Below are 20,584 nucleotides of genomic sequence, written 5' to 3'. Positions count from 1 at the left end.
GCACCCCCGACCCATGCTCAATTGCGCCGAAGGCGCGAGACGGCGCCGCGCCCAACCGACGACCGCTACAGGCGGATTCGGGCCCAGAGGGCCGCCGAGCTCCGGTCCAGGCCCCAGGTGCGGAGAGCGGCATCGGCGGCGCGGCGAGCATGGGAGACGGATGGAGGGATGAGCGTAAACCTCTGCTTCCAGCCATGGAGCGGGTTTACGTCGTGTCTTTCCGCGTTCATCCTCCCACTGTCAGTGCAGGCCGCTGCCTTCACCAGTAACAGAGCGTCGACTGCGGCGACCGGCAACTCTGGTCGAGCGCGGGTTGATTGGCGTTGAGAGTTGTTGGGGGGCCGCGTGGCCCAGTCGAAGAAGGAGGACTCCGCTCCGCCGACCGTGCAGTACTTCGCCGCTGTCCTGCGGCTTCTGCGGGAACGGGCGGGGTTCACCCAGGACGAGTTGGGTGCGCTGATGAATTACACCGGGTCGGCGGTGAGCGCCGTGGAGACGTGCGCGAAGCCGCCGACGGACGAGTTCATCGACGTGGCCGAGAAGGCACTGGACGCGGGCGGGTTGCTGCGGTCTGCGATCAAGTACTTGCGGCTTGAGCGCTACCCGGTGTACTTCCAGGGCTTCGTTCAGCTGGAGCAGGAAGCCCTGAGCATCGCGTCGTACTGCACCCAGGTGATCCATGGACTTCTGCAGACAGAGGGCTACATTCGGGCGCTACTCGCGTGCAACTACCCGCCCTTCGAAGATGCAGAGTTCGAACAGCTCGTGCAAGGTCGTCTGGACCGCAAGGCGATCTTCGATCGTAAGCCGAGGGCACTGATCCACGTCATCCTCGAAGAGGCTGCGCTACGGCGGCAAATTGGCGGCCCGGAAGTCATGAGCCAGTTGATGGGTGAGAGATGAGCGACGACCTGTTGTGGTTCAAGAGCGGCTACAGCGACTCGGGCGGCGGCGAGTGCGTCGAGATCGCTCTCGACTGGCACAAGTCCCGCCACAGCGACGCGGGCGGCGGCGACTGCGTCGAGGTCGCCACCACCCCCACCACCGTCCACATACGGGACTCCAAGAACCCCGACGGTCCCCGCCTCCACATAGCCGCCACCGCCTGGGCGGACTTCCTGGCCTTCGCCGTCCGCTGAGCCCGGCCGCTCCGGGGCGTCCGGCGGATCTTTCCCCTCCCTGCCCCGGACCGGGGTCTAGGCCGCCGACGGCGGAACGAACGCGGCGCGGTGTGCCTCGGCGAAGGCGCGGAACGAGCGGGGAGGGCGCCCGGTGACCCGCTCGACGGTGTCCGTCGTACGGTCCTCCGCGCCGTGCCGGATGTCCTCGTCGAGCCCGGCGAGGAACGCGGCGAACTCCGGCGGCAGCCCTGTCGCCCTCAGTCTCCCGACCAACTCCCCGGTCTCCACCGCGGTATGGCGGACCGGCCGCCCGGAGACCTCCGCCACGATGCGCGCCGCCTCGGCGTAACCGAGCGCCTCCGGGCCGGTGATGACGTGTTCCGTGGTGTGCGGACGGTCGTCCAGCAGGGCCCGGGTGGCGACGGCGGCGATGTCCGTCGCGTCGACGAAGGCCACCCTGCCGTCCCCGGTGGCGGTGACGATCTCGCCGTCGCCGCGGATGGCCTGGGCTACCGGATGGTCACCGGTGAAGTTCTGCATGAACCACGAGGGCCGCAGCACCGCCCACTCGGGCACGGTCCGCCGCACCAGCGTGTGCAGCGCGCCGAGGCCGGTGTCCGCCTCGTCGACCGCGGACGAGCTCAGCAGCACCGCACGCCGTACGCCCTGGGCGACCGCGGCCTTAAGGAACGGCTCGACCACGGGCAGCGGCTCGGCCACCCCCAGGGGCGCGACGAGGTAGAGCCGGTCCACACCGCGCAGCGCCGCCGCGTGGCCTGCCGGGTCGTGCCAGTCGAACCGTACGGCGTCGGCCACGCCCGCCGCGGCCGCGGTCTCGGGCCGCCGGGTGGCGGCCAGCGGCCGCGCGCCCTCCGCGCGCACCATCCGCAGCACCTCGGAGCCGGTGTTCCCGGTGGCGCCGAGGACCAGAGCGGTGGGTTCAGCCATGGGTCCGGCCCTCCTCGGAACCGAAGCTCATCTCGTCGAGCATCAGCGGATTCCAGTAGTCACGGTACGAGGCGATCTCGCCGTCGCGGACGGTGATGACGGCGACGTAGCCGGGGCGGAGCGGGCGGCCGGTTCCGACGGCCACGGCGTCCATCGAGAACTCCACGATCAGCACGTCGGGGTCCTCGGTGAGATGGACGACCTCGTGCGCGACGGCGCGCAGATCGATGTGGTCGGTGTAGTCCCGCACGTATGCGCGCACGGCCTCACGCCCCTCCAGCAGGCGCGGCCGGCCGGGCGGGGCGAAGGGGAACTCCATGGTGCCGTCGACGGCCCACAGCTCCGCGAATCCCACCATGTCGTGGCCGAGCAGCAGCTCCTTGGCCCGCTCGAACACCTTGACGCGGTCGTCCATGGCGTACCTCTCCTCCATCAACGGAAGTCAATAGGACGGGACGGTGCCGTCCCGTCCGCACAGCATAGAACGAGACGGTACCGTCCCGTCCATCTGTTAACCTCGGGGTCATGTCGGAGCCCACCCGGCGCCCTCCGAGCGGCGCCGCCACCCTGCGCGCGGACAAGACCGCGGCCATCTCCGAAGCCGTCCTCGACGAGCTCGCCGAGCAGGGCTACGGCCGGTTGTCGATGGAGGCGGTGGCCAAACGGGCCGGGGTGGGCAAGAGCGCCCTGTACCGGCGGTGGCCGTCGAAGCAGCGGATGGTCATCGCGGTCGTGTCCGAGCTGAGCGTCGCCCTGGTGGAGCCGCCCGACACCGGGACCCTGCGCGGCGATGTGCTGGCCGGGCTGCGCGCGGTGGCCGACTGGCTGACCCATCCGCGGTTCTCCCGGATCCTGCCGGACCTGATCGCCGAGGCGCAGCGCGACGAGGAGCTGAGCCAGGCCCTGGCCCGCTGCGTCGGCGAGCCCCGGCGCGCCCGGATGACCGATGCGCTGGACCGGGCGGTCGACCGCGGTGAGCTGCCGCCGGACCTCGACCGCGAGCTGGCGCTCGATCTGCTCGGCGGGCTGGTCTACTGGCGCGTCTCGGCCCGTGGCGCGCCCCTGGAGCCCGGCTACTTCGAGCGCGCCGCCGATATGGCGCTGCGGGCCCTGGACGCCCGGCCGCGCGGAGGCTGACGGCCGGGGTGCCTCCTCCGGATGGGGCCGGAGAACAGGGCATGGCGGGGCGCGGCCCCGCATCATCGCTTAGTGACGAGCGATGGTGAGCCGCCGCACGTCCTCGACCCAAGGAGCCCCCATGTCCATCGGCCTCTCCGTCCACATCGGACTCAATCAGGTCGACCCCGAGGCGTACGACGGCTGGAGCGGTGAGCTGGGCGCCTGCGAGCAGGACGCCGTGGACATGGCCGGGCTGGCCGACGCCGCGGGGTTCGATGTGACCGGCCCGCTGCTGAGCCCGGCCGCCACCGCGGAGACGGTCACCGCCACCCTGGAGGCCGCGGCCGGGCGGCTGGCCGAGGGGGACATCCTCTTCCTCACCTACTCCGGCCACGGCGGTCAGGTGCCCGACCTCAACCACGACGAGACCGGCGACCGTCTCGACGAGACGTGGGTGCTGTACGACCGGCAGCTGGTCGACGACGAGCTCTTCGAGCTGTTCGGGAAGTTCGCCAGGGGGGTGCGGATCTGGCTGCTCTCCGACAGCTGCCACAGCGGCACCGTGGCCCGGCGGCTGCCCGAGATGCTCAGCCCCCAGGAGCTCGACCGGCGCTTCAGCACCGCCGACCCGCAGGAGGTCGGCCGCAGGATCCGGGCCATGCCCCAGTCGGTGCAGGCCGCCGTCTACCGGCGCGACCGCGACGTCTACGACCGGATCCAGAACACCCGTACCGCCAAGGACCTCGCCAAGATCGACGCCAGTGTGCTGGAGATCTCCGGCTGCCAGGACAACCAGACCTCGGCCGACGGGATCGTCAACGGGCTTTTCACGGGTACGCTGCTGGAGGTCTGGCGAGGCGGTGCCTTCGCGGGCAGCTACCGCGGGCTGCACCGGGAGATCGTCAAGCGGATGCCGCCCGACCAGACGCCCAACCTCTTCCAGGCCGGTGCGCCGAACTCCGCCTTCGCCCGGCAGCGGCCCTTCACCATCTGAACCGGGATCTGAGACCGTGCCCTTGTCATATCCGTGTGCGGCGGCCCGCCGGGCGAGGTATGACAGTAGGAGGGCACGGCGAGCCGGTGAGGTGCCGGTATGACGACGCATGACCGTGTGGACCAGGAGGAAGAGGCGGCTATCAGCAGCATGGCGACCGGCCCGGGAGGGGTGCTCGACCTGCTGCGGGTCGCCGCCGTGGCCCTGGACGTCGAGGGGCGGATCGCGCTCTGGAGCCCCGAGGCTGAACAGCTGTTCGGCTACCGGGCGGCCGAGGCGCTGGGACGCCGCGCGGACAAGCTGCTGGTCCACCCGCGGGACCGCCGGGCGGCCGTGGAGCTCTTCGCACGGGTGCGGGCGGGCGACACCTGGGCCGGTGTCTTCCCGGTCCGCCGCCCGGACGGCTCCACTCTGAAGGTGGAGTTCCGCACCATGGGCCTGCGGGACGCCCACGGCGAGGGCTACGCCCTCGGACTGGCCGCCGACGAGGGGACCGTACGGCGGCTGGAGACCGACCTGGCCGTCTCCGGCTTCCTGATCAAACAGTCGCCCGTCGGGCTCGCGGTGTTCGACACCGACCTGCGCTGGCTGCTCGCCAACCCGGCCCTCCAGCAGATGAACTCGATCACCGAGTCCCAGGTGCGCGGCCACCGCCTCGGGGAGGTGCTGCCGGGGCTCGACGTCGAGGCCATAGAGGGCGCGATGCGGCGGGTGCTGGAGTCCGGTGAGCCGCTGCTGGACCAGCAGAGCGTCGGCCGGACCCCCGCCGACCCCGACCATGACCACGCCTGGTCGGAGTCGTACTACCGGCTGGAGGACCCCAGCGGCCGGATCCTGGGCATCGCCGTCTCCATCATGGACATCTCCCGGCGGCACCGGGAGACCAGCGAGATCGCCGAGGCACGCGAGCGGCTGGCCATGATCGCCGACGCGAGCGTCCGCATCGGCACCACGCTGGATCTGCGCCAGACCGCCCAGGAACTCGCCGATGTGACCGTGCCCCGGCTCGCCGACCTCGCGGCCGTCGACGTCCTGGACTCCGTGGTGCACCGCGAGGCCACGCCCCGGGTGTGGACCGACGGCTCCGCCCGCTTCCGGGCGCTCGCCGTCGCCGCCGGGTACCCCACCGCCGCCGTCCACGCGGCGGACCCGGTCGGGGAGATCGCCCGCTATGAGCCCACCCGGCTGATCACCCAGTGCGTCCGCGAGGCCCGGCCGCTGCTGGTGCCGCATGTGACCGAGAAGGACGTACGGCGGATCGCCCGGGACGACGACGCCGCCAGGGTGCTGCTGCGCGAGGGCGTGCACTCGTACATCGCCGCCCCGCTGATCGCCCGCGGCAGTGTGCTCGGCACCCTCAGCCTGCACCGCACCATCAACCCCAGGCCGTTCGACGAGGAGGACCTCACCCTCGCCTGCGAACTGGCCATCCGCGCCGCCCTGTGCATCGACAACGCCCGGCTCTACGCCCGCGAACGCGACGCCGCGCTCACCCTCCAGCGCAGCCTGCTCTCCCAACAGCCGCGCGACCTGGACGGACTGGAGATCGCCTCCCGGTACCTGCCCGCGGTCAGCGCCGCGGGCGGCGACTGGTTCGATGTGCTGCCCCTCCCGGACGGCAAGGTCGGGCTGGTGGTCGGCGATGTCATGGGCAAGGGCATCCACGCCGCGGCCATCATGGGCCAGCTGCGCACCGCCACCCGGGCCTTCTCCCGGCTCGGGCTGCCCCCGGCCCAGGTGCTGTGCCATCTCGACGAGATCACGTCCAGCCTGGGGGAGTCCATCGCCACCTGCCTCTACGCGGTCTGCGATCCGCGCACCGGGCGGTGCGAGATGTCCACCGCCGGGCATCTGCCGCCGGTGCTGGTGCATCCCGGCGGCGACGCCGAACTCATCGACATCCCCACCGGCGCCCCGCTCGGCGTCGGCGGCGTGCCCTTCGCCTCGGTGGAGCGGGAGCTGGCCGAGGGCGCGCTGCTGGCCCTGTTCACCGATGGCCTGGTGGAGAAGCGCCATCAGTCCCTCGACGTGGGGCTGCACACCCTGGTGCAGCTGCTGCGCCGCCACCAGGGCCCGCTGGAGCGGATCTGCGACCAGGTGCTGGCCGCGCTGCACGGGGCGCCGGACGACGATGTGGCCCTGCTGCTGGCCCGGCTGCGCCGCCCTCGACTGCCGGAGAAGTCCGTGGTTACCGTGGACAGTGGCTGAAGAAGGGCCGACCCGTCACGCACTCCATCGATGAGATGACGTCCCCATGGCTCAGCTCGCCCGCCGCTCCGGCGTATTGATCACACTGGTGGCCCTCGCCCTGGGGAGCACGGCCTCCCTCGCCGGTGGAGCGGAGCCGATCCCCAGGCCCACCCCCAAGGTCGCCGTGATCGGCACCGGGGGCACCATCGCGGGCGTCAGCAGGACCAAGGTGTCCTTCGACGACTACCAGGCGGGCAAGCTCCCGGTGTCCCGGCTGGTGAACGACCTCAGACCCGAGGTGAACCGGATCGCCGGCGTGACCACCCAGCAGTTCGGCAACAAGGACTCCAACAACTACACGATCCCCGAGTACCGCCGGCTCACCGCCGCCGTGGACCACGCCCTGAAGTTCAACGACGGGGTCGTGGTCACCACCGGCACCGACACCATGGAGGAGTTCGCGTACTGGCTGGACCTGACCGTCCGCAGCGACAAGCCCGTGGTGCTCACCGGCGCCATGCGGCCCTGGACGGTGGTCGGCTCCGACGCCCCGGCCAACCTCTACAACGCCATCCACCTCGCCGCCAGCGGCCGGACCACCTGCTTCGGCACCGTGGTGATGCTCAACGACCAGATCCACGCCGCCCGCGAGGTGCGCAAGTCCGACACCCTGCGGCTGAACGCCTTCAGCAGCGGCAGCAGCGGAGAGCTCGGCGTCATCGACCAGAACCACATCCGCGTCAACCGCGCGCCCGCCCGGGTCGAGCAGTGCGGCAAGCCCGGCTGGAAGACCCCGTTCGACCTCGACCGGATCGCCCGGCGGCCACTGCCGAAGGTCGACATCGCCTACAGCTACCAGGGCGCCGGACCCCAGGCCATCAAGGCGTTCGCCGACGCCGGGGCGGCCGGGATCGTCACGGCGGGCTCCGGGGCGGGCGGTCTCTCCCCGGCCATGACCGAGGCCCGGGACGACGCCGTCAAGAACGGGGTGGTCATGGTCTCCGCCTCCCGCGCCGGCTCCGGCGCCGTCTACGACCCCGATGTGCGCGGCGTCATCGGCGCCCAGGGCCTGACCCCGCAGAAGGCCCGGCTGCTGCTGCTCCTCTCGCTCGCCACCACGCACAACGAGCATCGGATCCAGACCTGGTTCCACACATTCGGCACCGGCCAGTTCACGGTCCGCCGCTAGGGGGTCTCCGACGGGTTCTGACGCCTGCGGCGGGCCACGCGGCGGAGCCGCACATCGATGCTTCCCCCTCCCCGCCCCTTCCCGCTACCAGGGGCTTCGCCCCTGGACCCCGGACGCCCTTCGGGCGTGTCCTCAAGCTCCCCAGCTACCGCTGGGAGGTGCCCCCTGACGGGCTGAAATCAGCCCCTCCGGCGTTTGAGGAGCGGGGTCTGGGGCGGAGCCCCCCACGCGGCGGAGCCGCATATCGTCAGGTGTCGGGAAGGGGCGGGGAGGGGACTGATCCGCCGGACGCCGCCTAGTAGTGGCGAGCCGCGCTGCCTCGGAACGTGGCGCGGTAGGCGCTCGGTGACACCCCGAGGGCGGTGTGCAGATGCTGCCGCAGTGAGGCGGCGGTGCCGAAGCCCGCGTCCGCCGCGATCCGGTCCACCGGCAGATCGCTCTCCTCCAGCAGCTGCCGGGCGCGCTCGAGGCGCCGCTGGGTCAGCCACTGCACCGGGGTCATCCCGACCTCGTCCCGGAACCGCCGGGAGAAGGTCCGTACGCTCATCGACTCCCGCTCCGCCAGCTCCCGCAGGGTCAGCGGACGGTCGAGCCGGGTCAGCGCCCAGGCGCGGGCCGCGCCCGTGGAGCCGCCGCGCCGCTCCGGCACGGGCCGCCGGATGAACTGCGCCTGGCCGCCGTCGCGGTGCGGGGCCACCACCGAGGCGCGGGCCACCTCGCCCGCCACCGCCGCACCGTGGTCGCGCCGGATGATGTGCAGGATCAGATCGATACCGGCGGCGTCCCCGGCCGAGGTCAGCACCTCGCCCTCGTCCGCGTAGAGGACGTCCGGGTCGAGCGCGACGGCCGGGAACAGCTCCCGGAACCGGTCGGCCTCCTGCCAGTGGGTGGTCGCCCGGCGCCCGTCCAGCAGCCCCGCGGCCGCCAGGACGAACGCCCCCGTGCAGATCGAGGCGATCCGGGCGCCGGGGCGGATCCGGGCGAAGGCGCCGGTGAGCGGGGCGTCCAGCTTGCCCTCGGTCTGTGGCGCGTCCGGTTCGTTGGCGGCCGGGACGAGCACGGTGTCGGCCTCGGCCAGCGCCTCCGGGCCATGCGCGACGTTCATCGTGACGTCGGAGTCCGTACGCACCTCGCCGGGGACCAGCGCGCAGGTCACCACCTCGTACAGCGGCTCACCGGCGGCCGAAACGGCTCGGCCGAACAGCCGGTGCGCGATGCCCAGCTCGAACGGCAGCAGCCCATGGCGGACCAGCACCGCCACCCGATGGCGGCCGGGGTGGGTGAAGACGGACATGGCGCGATTCTCGCAGACGCGCCGATCCGGCCATCACTTCTTGGCGCGGCTCGGCTGCACCCGCTTCGGCTCGCCCGCCGCCTTCGGATGCTCCGGCGGATAGGGGAGGTCGCCCAGACCGTGCTCCCGCTCGTCCCGCGCGGCCAGCTCCAGCGCGGCCTCCAGACGGAAGGTGTGCTCGTCCATGTCCGCGTGCACATCGCCCAGCTCGCGGTAGCGCACCGGCATGGTGGCCAGGTCGAAGTCGCGCGGCCGGGCGTCGGGCACCTCCTCCCAGCGCAGCGGCGCGGAGACCGGGGCATGGGGGCGGGGGCGCACCGAGTAGGCGCTGGCGATGGTGCGGTCGCGGGCGGTCTGGTTGTAGTCCACGAAGATCTTTTGGCCGCGCTCCTCCTTCCACCACTTGGTGGTCACCCGCTCCGGAGCCCGCCGCTCCAGCTCCCGCGCGATCGCGATCGCGGACCGCCGCACCTGGGTGAAGGTCCACTCCGGCGCGATCGGGACGAAGACGTGCAGCCCCCGGCCGCCCGAGGTCTTGGGCCACCCGCGCAGCCCCAGCTCGTCCAGCACCTCGCGCAGCTCTCCCGCGGCCCGGACGGCGTCCTCGTAGTCGGTGCCCGGCTGCGGATCGAGGTCGATCCGCAGCTCATCGGGGTGTTCGGTGTCCTCGCGCCGCACCGGCCACGGATGGAAGGTCAGGCTGCCCAGATTCGCCGCCCACACCACGGCGGCCGTCTCGGTGGGGCAGATCTCGTCCGCGTGCCGCCCGCTGGGGAAGGAGATCCGGCCGGTCGGGATCCACTCCGGGAGGTTCTTCGGGGCCCGCTTCTGGAAGAACGACTCCCCGTCCACCCCGTCCGGATAGCGCTCCAGCGTCGTCGGCCGGTCCCGCAGCGCCCGCAGCGCGCCCTCGCCGACCGCCAGGTAGTAGCGGGCGAGGTCCAGCTTGGTGAACCCGCGCTCCGGGAAGTACACCTTCCCGGGGTTGGTCACCCGCACCGCGCGGCCACCGACCGTGAGCTCCACCGACTCTCCCATACGGACACGCTAGGCCCGCCCGCCCGGGGCCGCCTCCCGGCGGGCGCCCGGCCCGCCACAGGAGCACAATCGGAGGTCATGGACCTTCCGGTGATGCCTCCCGTCGAGCCGATGCTGGCCAAGGCCGTGGCCACCATCCCGCCCGGGATGGTCTACGAGGGCAAATGGGACGGCTTCCGGGCCATCGTCTTCCGCGACGGGGACGAGATCGAGATCGGCAGCCGCACCACCAAGCCGCTCACCCGCTACTTCCCCGAGCTGGCCGAGGCGCTGCTCGCCAACCTGCCGCCGCGCTGCGTCCTGGACGGCGAGATCGTCATCGTGCGCGGCGGGCGGCTGGACTTCGACGCCCTGCTGGAGCGGATCCACCCCGCCGACTCCCGGGTGCGGATGCTGGCGGAGCACACCCCGGCCGGCTTCGTCGCCTTCGACCTCCTCGCCCTCGGCGACGCCTCGCTGCTGGACACCCCGCAGCGCGAGCGCCGCGCGGCGCTCACCGAGGCGCTGCGCCACGCCGGGGAACCGGTGCACCTGGCCCCCTGCACCGACGATCTCGAGGTGGCCCGGCAGTGGTTCGAGAGTTACGAGGGGGCGGGGCTCGACGGCGTCGTGGCCAAGAGCCCCGACCTCCGCTACCGCCCCGGCGAGCGGGTGATGGTCAAGATCAAGCACGAGCGCACCGCCGACTGCGTGGTGGCCGGGTACCGCGTCCACAAATCCGGCCAGGGCATCGGCTCGCTGCTGCTCGGCCTGTACGACGACACCGGCCGCCTCCAGCACGTGGGCGTCAGCGCCGCCTTCACCGCGCGCCGCCGCCAGGAGCTGCTGGCCGAGCTGGAGCCGCTGCGCATGGCGACCGTCGACGGCCACCCGTGGGCCGACTGGGCGCGCGAGGAGGCCCATGCCCAGGGCCGGATGCCGGGCGCGCCCAGCCGCTGGACCGGGGTCAAGGACCTGTCGTGGGTGCCGCTGCGCCCGGAGCGGGTCTGTGAGGTGGCCTACGACCACATGCAGAGCCGCCGCTTCCGGCACACCGCCCGCTTCCGGCGCTGGCGGCCGGACCGCGAGCCCGAGCAGTGCACCTACGACCAGCTGGAGGAGCCGGTCTCCTACGACCTGCGGCAGGTGCTGGGCTCGGCCCCGGGGTCGTAGCCACGCTTGACGCCTGCGGCGGGCTGCTCCCCTCCCCGCCCCTTCCCTCAACTGGGGCTCCGCCCCAGAGCTCCGGGGGGTCCAGGGGCGAAGCCCCTGGTAACGGGAAGGGGCACAGCCCCAGCTTCGGGGCCCGGGGCAGAGCCCCGGTTTCGGGAAGGGGCGGGGAGGGGACCAGCGCGCCGCAGGCGTCCCCCCAGCCGCTTAGCCGCCATGCGTCACCGCTTGCCGCCCCGCGCCGGGCGCCTGGCCATCCGTACGAACCAGTCGCGCGCCGCCTCGGCGGCCTGCTCCAGGGTGCCGGGCTCCTCGAAGAGATGGCTCGCCCCGGGCACCACATGGATCTCATGCGGGGCGGCGAGCATGGCGGCCGCCTGCTGGTTGAGCCGCAGCACCTCGTGGTCGTCACCGCCCACGATGAGCAGCACCGGCGCCCGCACCCGGTTCAGCGCGCCGCCCGCGAGATCGGGCCGTCCGCCCCGGGAGACCACGGCCGCCACCCGCTCCGGCCGCTCCGCGGCGGCCGTCAGCGCCGCCGCCGCGCCCGTACTGGCGCCGAACAACCCCACCGGCAGCCCGGAGGTGGCCGGGTGCTCGTCGAGCCAGTTCATGGCGGCCCCCAGCCGGCGGCCCAGCAGCGGAATGTCGAAGCGCAGTTCGGCGGTGATCGCGTCCACCCGCTCCTCGGCCTCGGTGAGCAGATCGAACAGCAGGGTGGCCAGATCCGCGTCCTGCAACACCCGGGCCACCGCGCGGTTGCGCGGGCTGTGCCGGGAGCTGCCGCTGCCGTGGGCGAACGCGACGACGCCGATGGGCTGCTCGGGAAGGGCCAGCTCGCCCACGAGCATGGCGTCGTCCGCGGCGATACGGGCGGTCTCGGAGCGCATCGGCCACCTCCTGCCGGGGGTTGCGCGGGCGGGTGCCGCCGCTGGGCGGACGGGCCGCCGCCGGGCGACGGGCTGGTGCGGTCGCCAGGCGTGGGCCATGAGCGTCGCTAGGCGTAGGCCATGAGCCCTTGCCGCAGCTCGCTGTAGAGCCGGGAGAGCCGGCGGGATATGTGCATTTGGGAGAAGCCCAGGATCTCACCGATCTGGCTCTGCGAAAGCCCCGCGAAGAACCTCAGATAGAGGACGTAACGGTCCTGCTCCGACAGCTCGGCGATCAGCACCCGCAGCGCCTCGCGGTTGACGACGCGTTCGATGGCGGCGTCGTCCGCGCCCACCGTCTCGGCGAGCAGCCGCTCCTCGGCGCCCTGTACGGTGGCGTTGAGGGAGAGCGGGGTGCAGGAGGCGCTGGCCTCCAGGCCGGCCTTCACATCCTCCTGGGGCATACCGGTGCGCAGACAGATCTCGTGGATGGTGGGGGTGCGCCCGCCGAGCTCCTGCTCCAGCGTGTCGCGCGCGGAGCGGGTGCGGGAGCGGACCTCCTGGATGTTGCGGGGGATGTGCAGCGTCCACAGATAGTCGCGGAAGTGGCGCTTGAGCTCACCCGTGATGACGGGGATCGCATAGGAGGGGAAGGCATGGCCGAGGTCGGGGTTGTAGCGGTCGACGGCCTTCACCAGGGCCAGCGAGGCGACCTGGGTGAGGTCCTCCATGTTCTCGCCCTTGTTGCGGAAGCGCAGCGCCAGGCGTTTGGCGACGGGCAGCCAGGCGCAGATGATCGCCTCGCGCAGCGCGTCGCGTTCGGGCCCGGACGGGAGCCGGGACAGACGCAGGAAGGCACCGCCGGTGTCGGGAGTGTCGTCATGGCGTCGTTGGCGAGTCGCGGTTGCTGACATGGTCACTCGCCTCCGTGGTCCGATGTCACGGCGGTCGCCACCAGATTCGCATGGGCCCTCACACCTCGCAATTCGACCAAATTGGTGATGGTATGAGCGCCTTTGGGTGGTATCGGGTTTCAGGTGCTTCGTCGCAGTCGTGGCGGGGTATCCACGCGGGATGAACGCACGCCTTCGTCTCGCCCAGCAGCCCGAGGCGGACGCCCTGCTCGAGCGCGACCCCCTGGCCCTGATGATCGGGATGCTGCTCGATCAGCAGGTGCCCATGGAATGGGCGTTCTCCGGTCCGTACACCATCGCGCGGCGCCTGGGCAGGGACGACCTGGACGCCCAGGAGATCGCCGCCCACGACCCCGAGGCGTTCGCCGCGCTGCTGTCGGAGAAGCCCGCCGTGCATCGCTACCCGGGCTCGATGGCGGGGCGCGTCCAGCAGCTGTGCCGGTATCTGGCCGAGCGCTACGAGGGCGATCCGACCGCCCTGTGGCGCGATGACCCCTCCGGCCAGGAGCTGCTCCGGCGGCTGAACGAGCTGCCCGGTTTCGGCAAGCAGAAGGCGCAGATCTTCCTCGCGCTGCTGGGCAAGCGGATGGGGGTGCGGCCGGAGGGCTGGCGCGAGGCGGCCGGGGCGTACGGCGAGGAGGGCGCGTATCGCTCGGTGGCCGACATCACCGGGCCCGAGTCGCTGGACAAGGTCCGCGCCCACAAGCAGGAGCTCAAGCGGCAGGCGAAGCAGGCGAAGGGCGGCACCTGAGGCGGGGCGTTCGGGGCGGGTCCTTCAGACCATTCGGGGCGAGGTCCTTCAGGCGGTGTCCAGTGAGTCCCGCAGGGTGTCCACGGCCAGGGCGAGCGCCGCCCGTGCGGCCCGGGTGTCGCGCAGCGGGTCCAGCATCAGGAAGTCATGGATGATCCCCTGCATCCGCAGGGCGGTGACCGGCACCCCGGCCTCCCGCAGCTTGGCCGCGTACGCCTCGCCCTCGTCGCGCAGCACATCCGCCTCGCCGGTGATGACCAGGGCGGGCGGCAGCCCGGCGAGCTGCTCGGGGGTGGCGCGCAACGGGGAGGCGGTGATCTCGGAGCGCTGCGCCGGGTCGGTGGTGTACTGGTCCCAGAACCACTTCATCGCCTCACGGGTGAGGAAGTAGCCCTCGGCGAACTGCTCATAGGAGCCGGTGTCGAAGGCGGCGTCGGTCACCGGGTAGAAGAGCACTTGCCGCACCAGCGGCAGATCGCCGCGCTCCTTGGCGAGCAGGGTGAGGGCGATGGCCATGTTGCCGCCCACCGAGTCCCCGGCCACCGCGATCCGGGAGGCGTCGAGCCCCGCGCCCTCGCCGTGCGCCACGATCCACTGGCCCACCGCGTAGCTCTGCTCGAGCGCCACCGGGTAGTGGGCCTCGGGGGAGAGGTCGTACTCGGGGAAGACGACCGCGGCGCCCACCCGGACCGCCAGCTCCCGGACCAGCCGGTCATGGGTGTGGGCGTTGCCGAACACCCAGCCCGCGCCGTGGATGTAGAGAATCGCCGGAAGGGTGCCGACGGCCTTCGGAGGGCGCACGATCCGCGCCCTGACGCCACCCGCCGGGATGCCCCCGACGCTGATCCACTCCTCGTCCACCTCGGGCTTGGGCACCTCGCCCGACTGCACCTCGTCGAGCGTGCGACGCCCCTCGGCGGGCGTCAGCTGGTACGGATACGGCGGTTTGGCGGTGGCCTCGGCGAACGCCGCGGCGGCGGGTTCGAGGACGGGGCGGGCCGGAGCGGTGGTGGCCATCTGCTTCTCCTTTGCCGGTCCGGTTCCGTCCGACGATCTCACCCCGGCCACCGCGGCACCCACCGCTGTTACGCCACCCGGGGCTGTTACGCCACCCGGGAGCCCACCGGCCCGGTGAGCTCCCGGGACAAGGGACTCACCGGGTCAAGGAGCTCACGGGGTCACGGGGCCGGGCGCCGGTGAGGGGTCCGGGACCGGATCCGGGCCCGGCGGCTTCGGCACCGGATCGGGGGACGGGTCCGGTGGCGGGCCGGGCGTGGGGTTCGGCGGCGGCTCGGGCGGGGGAGAGGGAATCGGGTCGGGCGGCGGGCCCGGGGGCGGTCCGGGCACGGGGCCCGGTGCGGGACCCGGTTCGGGACCGCCCGGACCGGGCGACGGGGTCGGAGACGGCGGCCCGGGGTCTCGCAGCGTCGGGTGGATGGGGGTCGGGTCGGTCTGCCGTGCCACGGTGTCCTCCAAAGCTCTTGGGCTGGTGGCCACGTCACTTCCGGGGCGGGTGCCCCGGTCCCCTGGGGTGTACGCATGGTCTCGGCGGTCGCGCTGTCGCCAGGCGACGTTTTCCTGATCCGGATCCCGGAATGCGAAATCCGGACCATCCCTCGTTCACCCACATCGTACGTACGACGGGTGCGCGGACCGCGCATGATGTGCGCGGCTCACTCGCCTTCGACGACCGTGACCTCGACCCCCTGGGCGCGTAGTGCGCGGATCTCTGCCGGGTCCGCGTCGCCGTCGGTCACCAGTGTCCAGCCGGGCGGCAGCCGTACCCAGGTGTGGAAGGGGCGGCGGCCGATCTTCGCCGAGTGGGCCAGGACGTACACCGCCTCCGCCCGGCGGGCCATCAGCTCCTTCAGCCGGGTCTGGCGCAGATCCGCCTCGCAGATGCCGTGTTCGGCCGTCACCCCGTCGGCGCCCAGGAAGACCCGGTCGAAGGTCATGCGCTCCAGGGCGGCCTCGGCGAGCGGGCCGAGGAAGCTCTGGCTCAGCGGGCGGAGCGTACCGCCGAGGCATTCCACCTGCACGGTCTCCACATCGGCGAGCTCCTGTAGTGCGGTGAGCCCGGTCGTGGCCACCGTGAGCCCCTCGGCGGTGCGCAGTTCATGCGCGAGGGCGCCGACGGTCGAACCGGCGTCGAGCAGCACCGTCTCCCCGGCGCGCACCGTCGACGCCGCCCAGTGCGCGATGGCCCGCTTGGCCTCGAACGCCTCGCCCGTGCGCTGGCGCAGCGACGCCTCCGGGTGGGCCACCAGGGCCATCGCCCCGCCGTACGTCCGCGCCAGCCGGCCGTCCGCGGTGAGCTGGGCGAGGTCGCGGCGGATGGTGGAGGCGGTGACCCCGAAGGCGCGGGACAGCTCCTCCACACTGGTCAGACCCGTGGTCGTGGCCAGGTGGACGATCTGGTCGCGCCGGGCTCGCGCTCCGTTCACCGGCATGTCTTTCGCGTTCTTCACCGTGGACTCGGCCTCGCGTTCCTCAATGTGGCTCCCCGCGTCAGCGGGCGGGGGACGGCGACATCTCGGCGGCCTGCCGCAGCGCCTCGATCATGCTACCGGCGTCGGCCACACCGGTACCCGCGATGTCGAAGGCGGTGCCGTGGTCGACGGAGGTGCGGATGACCGGCAGTCCGACGGTCAGATTGACCCCGGCCTCCAGGCCCAGCACCTTGACCGGGCCGTGCCCCTGGTCGTGGTACATCGCCACGATCAGGTCGTAGTCCCCGCGCCCGGCCAGGAAGAAGGCGGTGTCGGCGGGGAGCGGGCCGCGGGCGTCGATGCCGTCCGCGCGCAGTACCTCCAGCGCGGGCACGATCTTCTCCTCCTCCTCGCCGTAGCCGAACAGGCCGTTCTCACCGGCGTGCGGATTGATCCCGCACACCCCGATGACCGGTTCGGGGGTGCCGGCGCGGACCATCGCCTCATGGCCGCGGCGCACGGTGCGCTCGACCAGACCGGGCTCGATCTTCTTGACCGCGTCGATGAGCCCGATGTGGGTGGTGACGTGGATGACCTTCACCGTGGGGGTGGCCAGCATCATCGACACCTCCTCGACCCCGGTGAGATGGGCCAGCAGCTCGGTGTGGCCGGGGAAGACATGGCCGCCCGCGTGCAGCGCCTTCTTGTTGAGCGGGGCGGTGCAGATGCCCTGCGCCTCACCGTTCATGGCGAGTTCGGCGGCGGTCCGTATGTACTGGTACGCCGCGTCCCCGGCCACCGGCGAGAGCTCGCCCCAGGGCAGATCGGCGGGGAGCAGCCCGAGGTCGATGACGTTGATCCGGCCCGGGGTGAACGCCGCCTCGCCGGGCGCGGCCACGGTGACGACCTCGCACGCGATGTCGCGCAGCCGGGCGGCCTGCCGCAGCCGCTCCGCGTCCCCGATGACCACCGGCCGGCAGCGCCGCAGGGTGTCCGGGTCGAGCAGCGCGGGGACGACCACCTCGGGTCCGATGCCGGTGCCGTCGCCCATGGTGACCGCGATCAGCGGAAGCGGGGCGGGATCGGTGTCCGCACCAGCGGCCCCGGTGGGGGCGAGGTGGGGGGAGGGGTTCATGAGGTGACCTTCCGTTCGGTCGAGTGGGGGCGCAGCGCCTGGACGATGTGGCGCAGGGAGTCGGGATCGCCGAAGCTGCCCGGTCGGGTCACGACGGACCGCCCGTCGGGGGTGCGGAGATGGACGGCGCCGTGGTGCACCTGGCCGACCGGGTCGAGCTCGGTCACCGCCAGGGCGTCCAGCACCCGGCGCGCCGTCTCGCCACCGGTCAGGACGAGGTCGACGGCCCCGTGGTGCGCGGCGACGGCCGCACGGACGGCGCGGGCGAGCCCGTGCACCAGCCGCCGCCCGGACCCGGGCTCGGCTTCGCCGACGGAGGGTGGCGCCGGTCGGGGGGAGGGGAGTGGCACCGCCTCGTACGGAGGTGTCCGGCCCGGGGACCCGGGCGAGGCGCCGAGGGAGACGACGGTGACGGCGGCGGTCAGCGCGGGCAGCCGCACCGGGGGCCCGTCGGCCAACAGCCCCGCAAGCGGAAGCCGTTGATGGCTTGCCCCGTCCTCGATCAGCCGCCGGACCTGTTCAACGGCGGCCGGCTCGGCCGTACCCACGACGACCAGCACGGGCCGCCCGGTGTTCGTCGAGGGCGTGGCCGCGTCGGGGTCGCCCGCAGCGTGCGCCGAGGGCGCGGCTGGTCCGTCCGTCGACGCGGCTGCCGCCGGTGTGGCGAGAGCCGAAGCCCCGGTGGCGTCGGGGGCGCCCCGGCCCAAGGTGTCCGAGACGGCCGGGCCCCCGACGGCGGTGGCAAGCGAGCCCGTGGCGCCAGGGGCGGCCGGGCCCGTGGCGGCCGGGCTCCCAGTGTCCTTCGCGACCGGGCCCGTGGCGCCCGGAGCGGCCGGGACCCCCGTGACCGAAAAGGCCGTCGCCAGGTGGCGGCCCACGGCCAGGGCCAGGCCGCCCGAGCCGACCAGTCGCATCCCGGGGCCGTCCGCGAGCGATGCCCCGACGATCGCGTCGAGATCCGCGTCCGTCTCCGCGTCGCAGATGGCCACCCGTCCCGCCGTCGCGGCCGCGCGCAGGGCGGTGAGCAGGGTGGGGCGGGAGGACCGTACGGTCGTGAGCGGGATCAGGGCGCTGGGCAGGCCGCCCAGCGCCTGGGCCACCGAGGCGGGCGGCGGGACGGCCTCGGCGCGCCATGCGTCGCCCTCGTGGAGCGGCACTCCGCCGATGTGGACCACCCCCGAGCGCACCACGCGCCCGGCGATCGGCAGCGCGGGGGCGAGCACCACCCCCGCACCGCCCTCCGCCAGGGCGGCGATCTCGGCGGCGACATTGCCCCGCAGCTGCGAGTCGATCTTCTTCAGGACGAAGGTGTCCAAGGTGTCCAAGGCGTCCAGCGCACCCGAGCCGCCCCGGCCGTCCCCGTCCGGCCAGGACATCCGCAGCGCCTCGCGGACCGCCTCCGCCGCCTCCGCCGCCGGGCGGTACCGGGAGTCCAGGTCCAGGACGGTCGCCTCGCCGGTATGGCGGGGGCGAAGGGCCGCTGCCGTACCGGCGGCGCCCGGCGCCCCGAGGAGCAGCACCCGGCTGCGTGTTGTGCGCGAGCGCACCGCGGCCGCCACCTCCGCGGCGCCCGACAGGTCATCCGCGATGGCCAGCAGTCTCCGGCTGGGTGTCATGTCCACCGGTACCTCCTCGAGCGACCATGACAGGCGGAGCGGCCCACCACCGTGGGCATCGTCTCCGTGGCCCCGATGATGACATACGTTGCGCGAAGTGCGCGAGAAGTATTGCGTAAAGCGCGCAGCCATGTCACGGTGACCGCCGCGACACTTCGACCCGTACGGCCCTCATCCGGGCGCCGCACGGGTCGAGCGAGCCGGTAGCTCGCCCGACACGTCGCTCGCCTCAGGAACGCCGAGAGGTCAACGATGACCCGTATCCCCTACGCTCCGGCCCTCAGCCGCCGGTCCGTGCTGCGCCTCGGAGCAGGCGCCTCAGCAGGTATCGCCCTCGCCCCGCTCACCGGATGCGCGGGCCCCACCGGCGCCCCCGGGCCCGGCGCCATCAGTCTCGGGCTGAACCGCTCGCTGGTCAGCCTGGACAACAAGCTCAACCAGTTCGACGCGGCGGTCACCGTGCAGCGCGCGGTGCGCCAGGCGCTGACCCGGATCGGCAAGGGGCTCCGCCCCGAACTCGTGCTCGCCGACCGCTTCGAGATGACCGAGCCCACCGCCTGGACGGTGCGGCTGCGCGAGGGGGTCCGCTACTCCGACGGAACTCCGGTCACCGTCAAGGACGTCTCGACCGCGCTGAAGATGTACGCGGGCGTCAACGGCTCGTTCATCGTCGGCCTCTTCCCCGAGCTGCCCACCGTCGAGCCGGTCGACGGGCGCACCTTCCGGCTGCACACCAAGCGCCCGGTCCCCATCCTCGACCAGCTGATGGCCAACATCCTGATCAGCCCGGCCGCCGGGAACCGGCCCGAGGAGCTGTCCGGCGGGGCGGGCTCCGGCCCGTACGTGGTCACCTCGGCCAACTCCGGGACCGGCGAGTACACCCTCGCCGTCAACCACCGGTACTGGGGCCGCCGCCCCACCGTGGACCGGGTCCGGGTGCGCTTCGTGCCCGAGGAGTCCAGCCGTGTCGTCGCCGTGCGCAGCGGTGAGCTGGACGTCATCGACACCATCACCCCCGACTCCGCCGAGCAGCTCAAGGGCCTGCCGGGGGTGCGCCTGGACCGCACCTCGGGCACCCGCGTCAACCAGCTGTTCTTCAACTTCCGCAAGCCACGCGGACATCCGCTGGCCGACGCCCGGGTGCGCGAGGCGCTCAGCTACGCCATCGACGGCGAGGCCCTGGTGCGCGATGTGCTCACCGACTCGGCCCAGCAGGCCGAGGGCGTCGTCCCGCTCGCCCTCAAGGGGGCCGTACGCACCGGGCGTTACGTCCACGACCCCGGCGAGGCCCGCAAGCGCCTCGCCGCGCTGGGCGCGAGCGATCTCAAGGTGAAGATCATCTGGGAGTCGGGCGAGTTCCCCGCGGACACCTCGGTGATGGAGGCCGTGCTGGAGATGTTGCGCGGGGTCGGCGTCCGCGCCGGCCTCCAGCAGTTCGAACCGGGCGGCGACATCCAGCAGTGGCGGCAGGGCCGCCGCGGCGACTGGGACGTCCTCGGCAACGGCTTCTCCGTCCCCACCGGCCACGCCTCCACCAGCCTCCAGGGCATGTACGGCGGCACTCCGGAGAAGGAGCGGAGCCGGGACACCTACCAGGGCTATGTCTTCCCCCGGATCGCCACCCGGCTGGCCGACGCCTCCGCCGAAACCGACGAGAAGACGCGGAACGAGCGACTCGCCGCCGTCCAGAGGCAGATCTGGGACACCCGCCCCTGCCTGTGGGCCTTCGTCCCCGATGTGGTGCTGGCCCGCCGCACCCGGGTGCGCGATGTGGGCCTGCTCCAGCTCAACTCCTACGACCTCGCCGCCGTGCGTCTGGAGGGCTGAG

Annotated in this window: 19 protein-coding genes; 9 read left to right on the top strand and 10 right to left on the bottom strand. The window is 72.7% G+C overall.

All coding sequences use genetic code 11. The annotated features are described in order from the left end of the window. The first annotated feature begins 345 nt into the window (after positions 1-345). Entirely contained in the window at positions 346-903 is a 558-nt protein-coding gene (locus KHP12_RS10190; protein WP_086881285.1) for a helix-turn-helix domain-containing protein, read from the top strand. Then, positions 900-1,139 (top strand): DUF397 domain-containing protein, encoded by a 240-nt coding sequence (locus tag KHP12_RS10185; RefSeq protein ID WP_086881277.1) that lies wholly within the window; start codon positions 900-902, stop codon positions 1,137-1,139. Before KHP12_RS10190 ends, KHP12_RS10185 begins: the two co-directional genes overlap by 4 nt. 57 nt (positions 1,140-1,196) lie before the next feature. On the opposite strand, the gene KHP12_RS10180 is transcribed toward KHP12_RS10185, so the two are convergent. Continuing rightward, the gene (locus KHP12_RS10180) at positions 1,197-2,069 is read right to left on the bottom strand and encodes an NmrA family NAD(P)-binding protein (protein ID WP_086881276.1); all 873 of its coding nucleotides are present in this window, start codon (positions 2,067-2,069) and stop codon (positions 1,197-1,199) included. Continuing rightward, on the bottom strand, positions 2,062-2,484 hold the full coding sequence (locus KHP12_RS10175) for a nuclear transport factor 2 family protein (RefSeq protein WP_086881275.1): 423 nt from the start codon (positions 2,482-2,484) through the stop codon (positions 2,062-2,064). The genes KHP12_RS10180 and KHP12_RS10175 overlap by 8 nt, the downstream gene beginning before the upstream one ends. A gap of 110 nt (positions 2,485-2,594) precedes the next feature. Here KHP12_RS10175 and KHP12_RS10170 point away from each other — a divergent pair, with 110 nt between their 5' ends. The 4 genes from KHP12_RS10170 to KHP12_RS10155 all read left to right on the top strand — a co-directional run bounded on the left by KHP12_RS10170 (position 2,595) and on the right by KHP12_RS10155 (position 7,561). Continuing rightward, positions 2,595-3,206, top strand: a complete 612-nt coding sequence (locus tag KHP12_RS10170) for a TetR/AcrR family transcriptional regulator (protein ID WP_086881274.1) — start codon at positions 2,595-2,597, stop codon at positions 3,204-3,206. Between the two features lie 121 nt (positions 3,207-3,327). Next, positions 3,328-4,182, top strand: coding sequence for a caspase family protein (locus KHP12_RS10165; protein ID WP_086881273.1), 855 nt, complete (start codon positions 3,328-3,330; stop codon positions 4,180-4,182). Positions 4,183-4,281: 99 nt separating this feature from the next. Then, on the top strand, positions 4,282-6,390 hold the full coding sequence (locus KHP12_RS10160) for a SpoIIE family protein phosphatase (protein WP_244202721.1): 2,109 nt from the start codon (positions 4,282-4,284) through the stop codon (positions 6,388-6,390). 46 nt (positions 6,391-6,436) lie between these two features. Continuing rightward, positions 6,437-7,561: an asparaginase gene (locus KHP12_RS10155; RefSeq protein WP_086881272.1), complete on the top strand. Its 1,125-nt coding sequence runs from the start codon at positions 6,437-6,439 to the stop codon at positions 7,559-7,561. 295 nt (positions 7,562-7,856) lie between these two features. Here the strand turns inward: KHP12_RS10155 and KHP12_RS10150 are convergent, their stop codons facing one another. Continuing rightward, on the bottom strand, positions 7,857-8,855 hold the full coding sequence (locus KHP12_RS10150; RefSeq protein ID WP_086881271.1) for a GlxA family transcriptional regulator: 999 nt from the start codon (positions 8,853-8,855) through the stop codon (positions 7,857-7,859). Between the two features lie 33 nt (positions 8,856-8,888). Beyond that, positions 8,889-9,893, bottom strand: a complete 1,005-nt coding sequence (gene ligD, locus KHP12_RS10145) for a non-homologous end-joining DNA ligase (RefSeq protein WP_086881270.1) — start codon at positions 9,891-9,893, stop codon at positions 8,889-8,891. Between the two features lie 78 nt (positions 9,894-9,971). Between ligD and KHP12_RS10140 the strand changes: the two genes are divergently transcribed. Continuing rightward, a complete protein-coding gene (locus tag KHP12_RS10140; protein WP_086881269.1) occupies positions 9,972-11,045 on the top strand; it encodes an ATP-dependent DNA ligase in 1,074 nt (357 codons plus the stop codon). 218 nt (positions 11,046-11,263) lie between these two features. Here the strand turns inward: KHP12_RS10140 and KHP12_RS10135 are convergent, their stop codons facing one another. Together KHP12_RS10135 and KHP12_RS10130 are read right to left on the bottom strand one after the other, a co-directional pair. After that, positions 11,264-11,932, bottom strand: coding sequence for a dienelactone hydrolase family protein (locus KHP12_RS10135; protein WP_086881409.1), 669 nt, complete (start codon positions 11,930-11,932; stop codon positions 11,264-11,266). Positions 11,933-12,039: 107 nt separating this feature from the next. Further along, positions 12,040-12,825 carry a SigB/SigF/SigG family RNA polymerase sigma factor gene (locus tag KHP12_RS10130; RefSeq protein ID WP_086881410.1) on the bottom strand — a complete coding sequence of 262 codons (786 nt, stop codon included), beginning with the start codon at positions 12,823-12,825 and terminating at the stop codon, positions 12,040-12,042. A 160-nt stretch (positions 12,826-12,985) separates the two neighbouring features. Here KHP12_RS10130 and KHP12_RS10125 point away from each other — a divergent pair, with 160 nt between their 5' ends. Then, entirely contained in the window at positions 12,986-13,576 is a 591-nt protein-coding gene (locus KHP12_RS10125; protein ID WP_086881408.1) for an HhH-GPD-type base excision DNA repair protein, read from the top strand. A gap of 48 nt (positions 13,577-13,624) precedes the next feature. Here the strand turns inward: KHP12_RS10125 and KHP12_RS10120 are convergent, their stop codons facing one another. The 4 genes from KHP12_RS10120 to KHP12_RS10105 form a co-directional block, all read right to left on the bottom strand. Continuing rightward, complete coding sequence (locus KHP12_RS10120; protein WP_210610293.1) at positions 13,625-14,593, bottom strand: alpha/beta hydrolase; 969 nt, start codon at positions 14,591-14,593, stop codon at positions 13,625-13,627. 656 nt (positions 14,594-15,249) lie between these two features. Continuing rightward, positions 15,250-16,026 carry a DeoR/GlpR family DNA-binding transcription regulator gene (locus tag KHP12_RS10115; RefSeq protein ID WP_086885011.1) on the bottom strand — a complete coding sequence of 259 codons (777 nt, stop codon included), beginning with the start codon at positions 16,024-16,026 and terminating at the stop codon, positions 15,250-15,252. Positions 16,027-16,084: 58 nt separating this feature from the next. Continuing rightward, on the bottom strand, positions 16,085-17,140 hold the full coding sequence (gene pdxA, locus KHP12_RS10110) for a 4-hydroxythreonine-4-phosphate dehydrogenase PdxA (RefSeq protein ID WP_210610294.1): 1,056 nt from the start codon (positions 17,138-17,140) through the stop codon (positions 16,085-16,087). Further along, the gene (locus tag KHP12_RS10105) at positions 17,137-18,756 is read right to left on the bottom strand and encodes a four-carbon acid sugar kinase family protein (RefSeq protein ID WP_107471822.1); all 1,620 of its coding nucleotides are present in this window, start codon (positions 18,754-18,756) and stop codon (positions 17,137-17,139) included. Before KHP12_RS10105 ends, pdxA begins: the two co-directional genes overlap by 4 nt. 252 nt (positions 18,757-19,008) lie before the next feature. On the opposite strand from KHP12_RS10105, the gene KHP12_RS10100 reads away from it, so the two are divergent. Further along, positions 19,009-20,583, top strand: coding sequence for an ABC transporter substrate-binding protein (locus tag KHP12_RS10100; RefSeq protein WP_086883581.1), 1,575 nt, complete (start codon positions 19,009-19,011; stop codon positions 20,581-20,583). Position 20,584: the final 1 nt, after the last annotated feature.

The organism is Streptomyces asiaticus, from assembly GCF_018138715.1.
In the GTDB taxonomy this organism is placed as follows: Bacteria; Actinomycetota; Actinomycetes; order Streptomycetales; family Streptomycetaceae; genus Streptomyces; species Streptomyces asiaticus.
The sequence above is the reverse complement of the archived record's forward strand: the minus strand, read 5'-3'. Positions and strand labels throughout refer to the sequence as shown.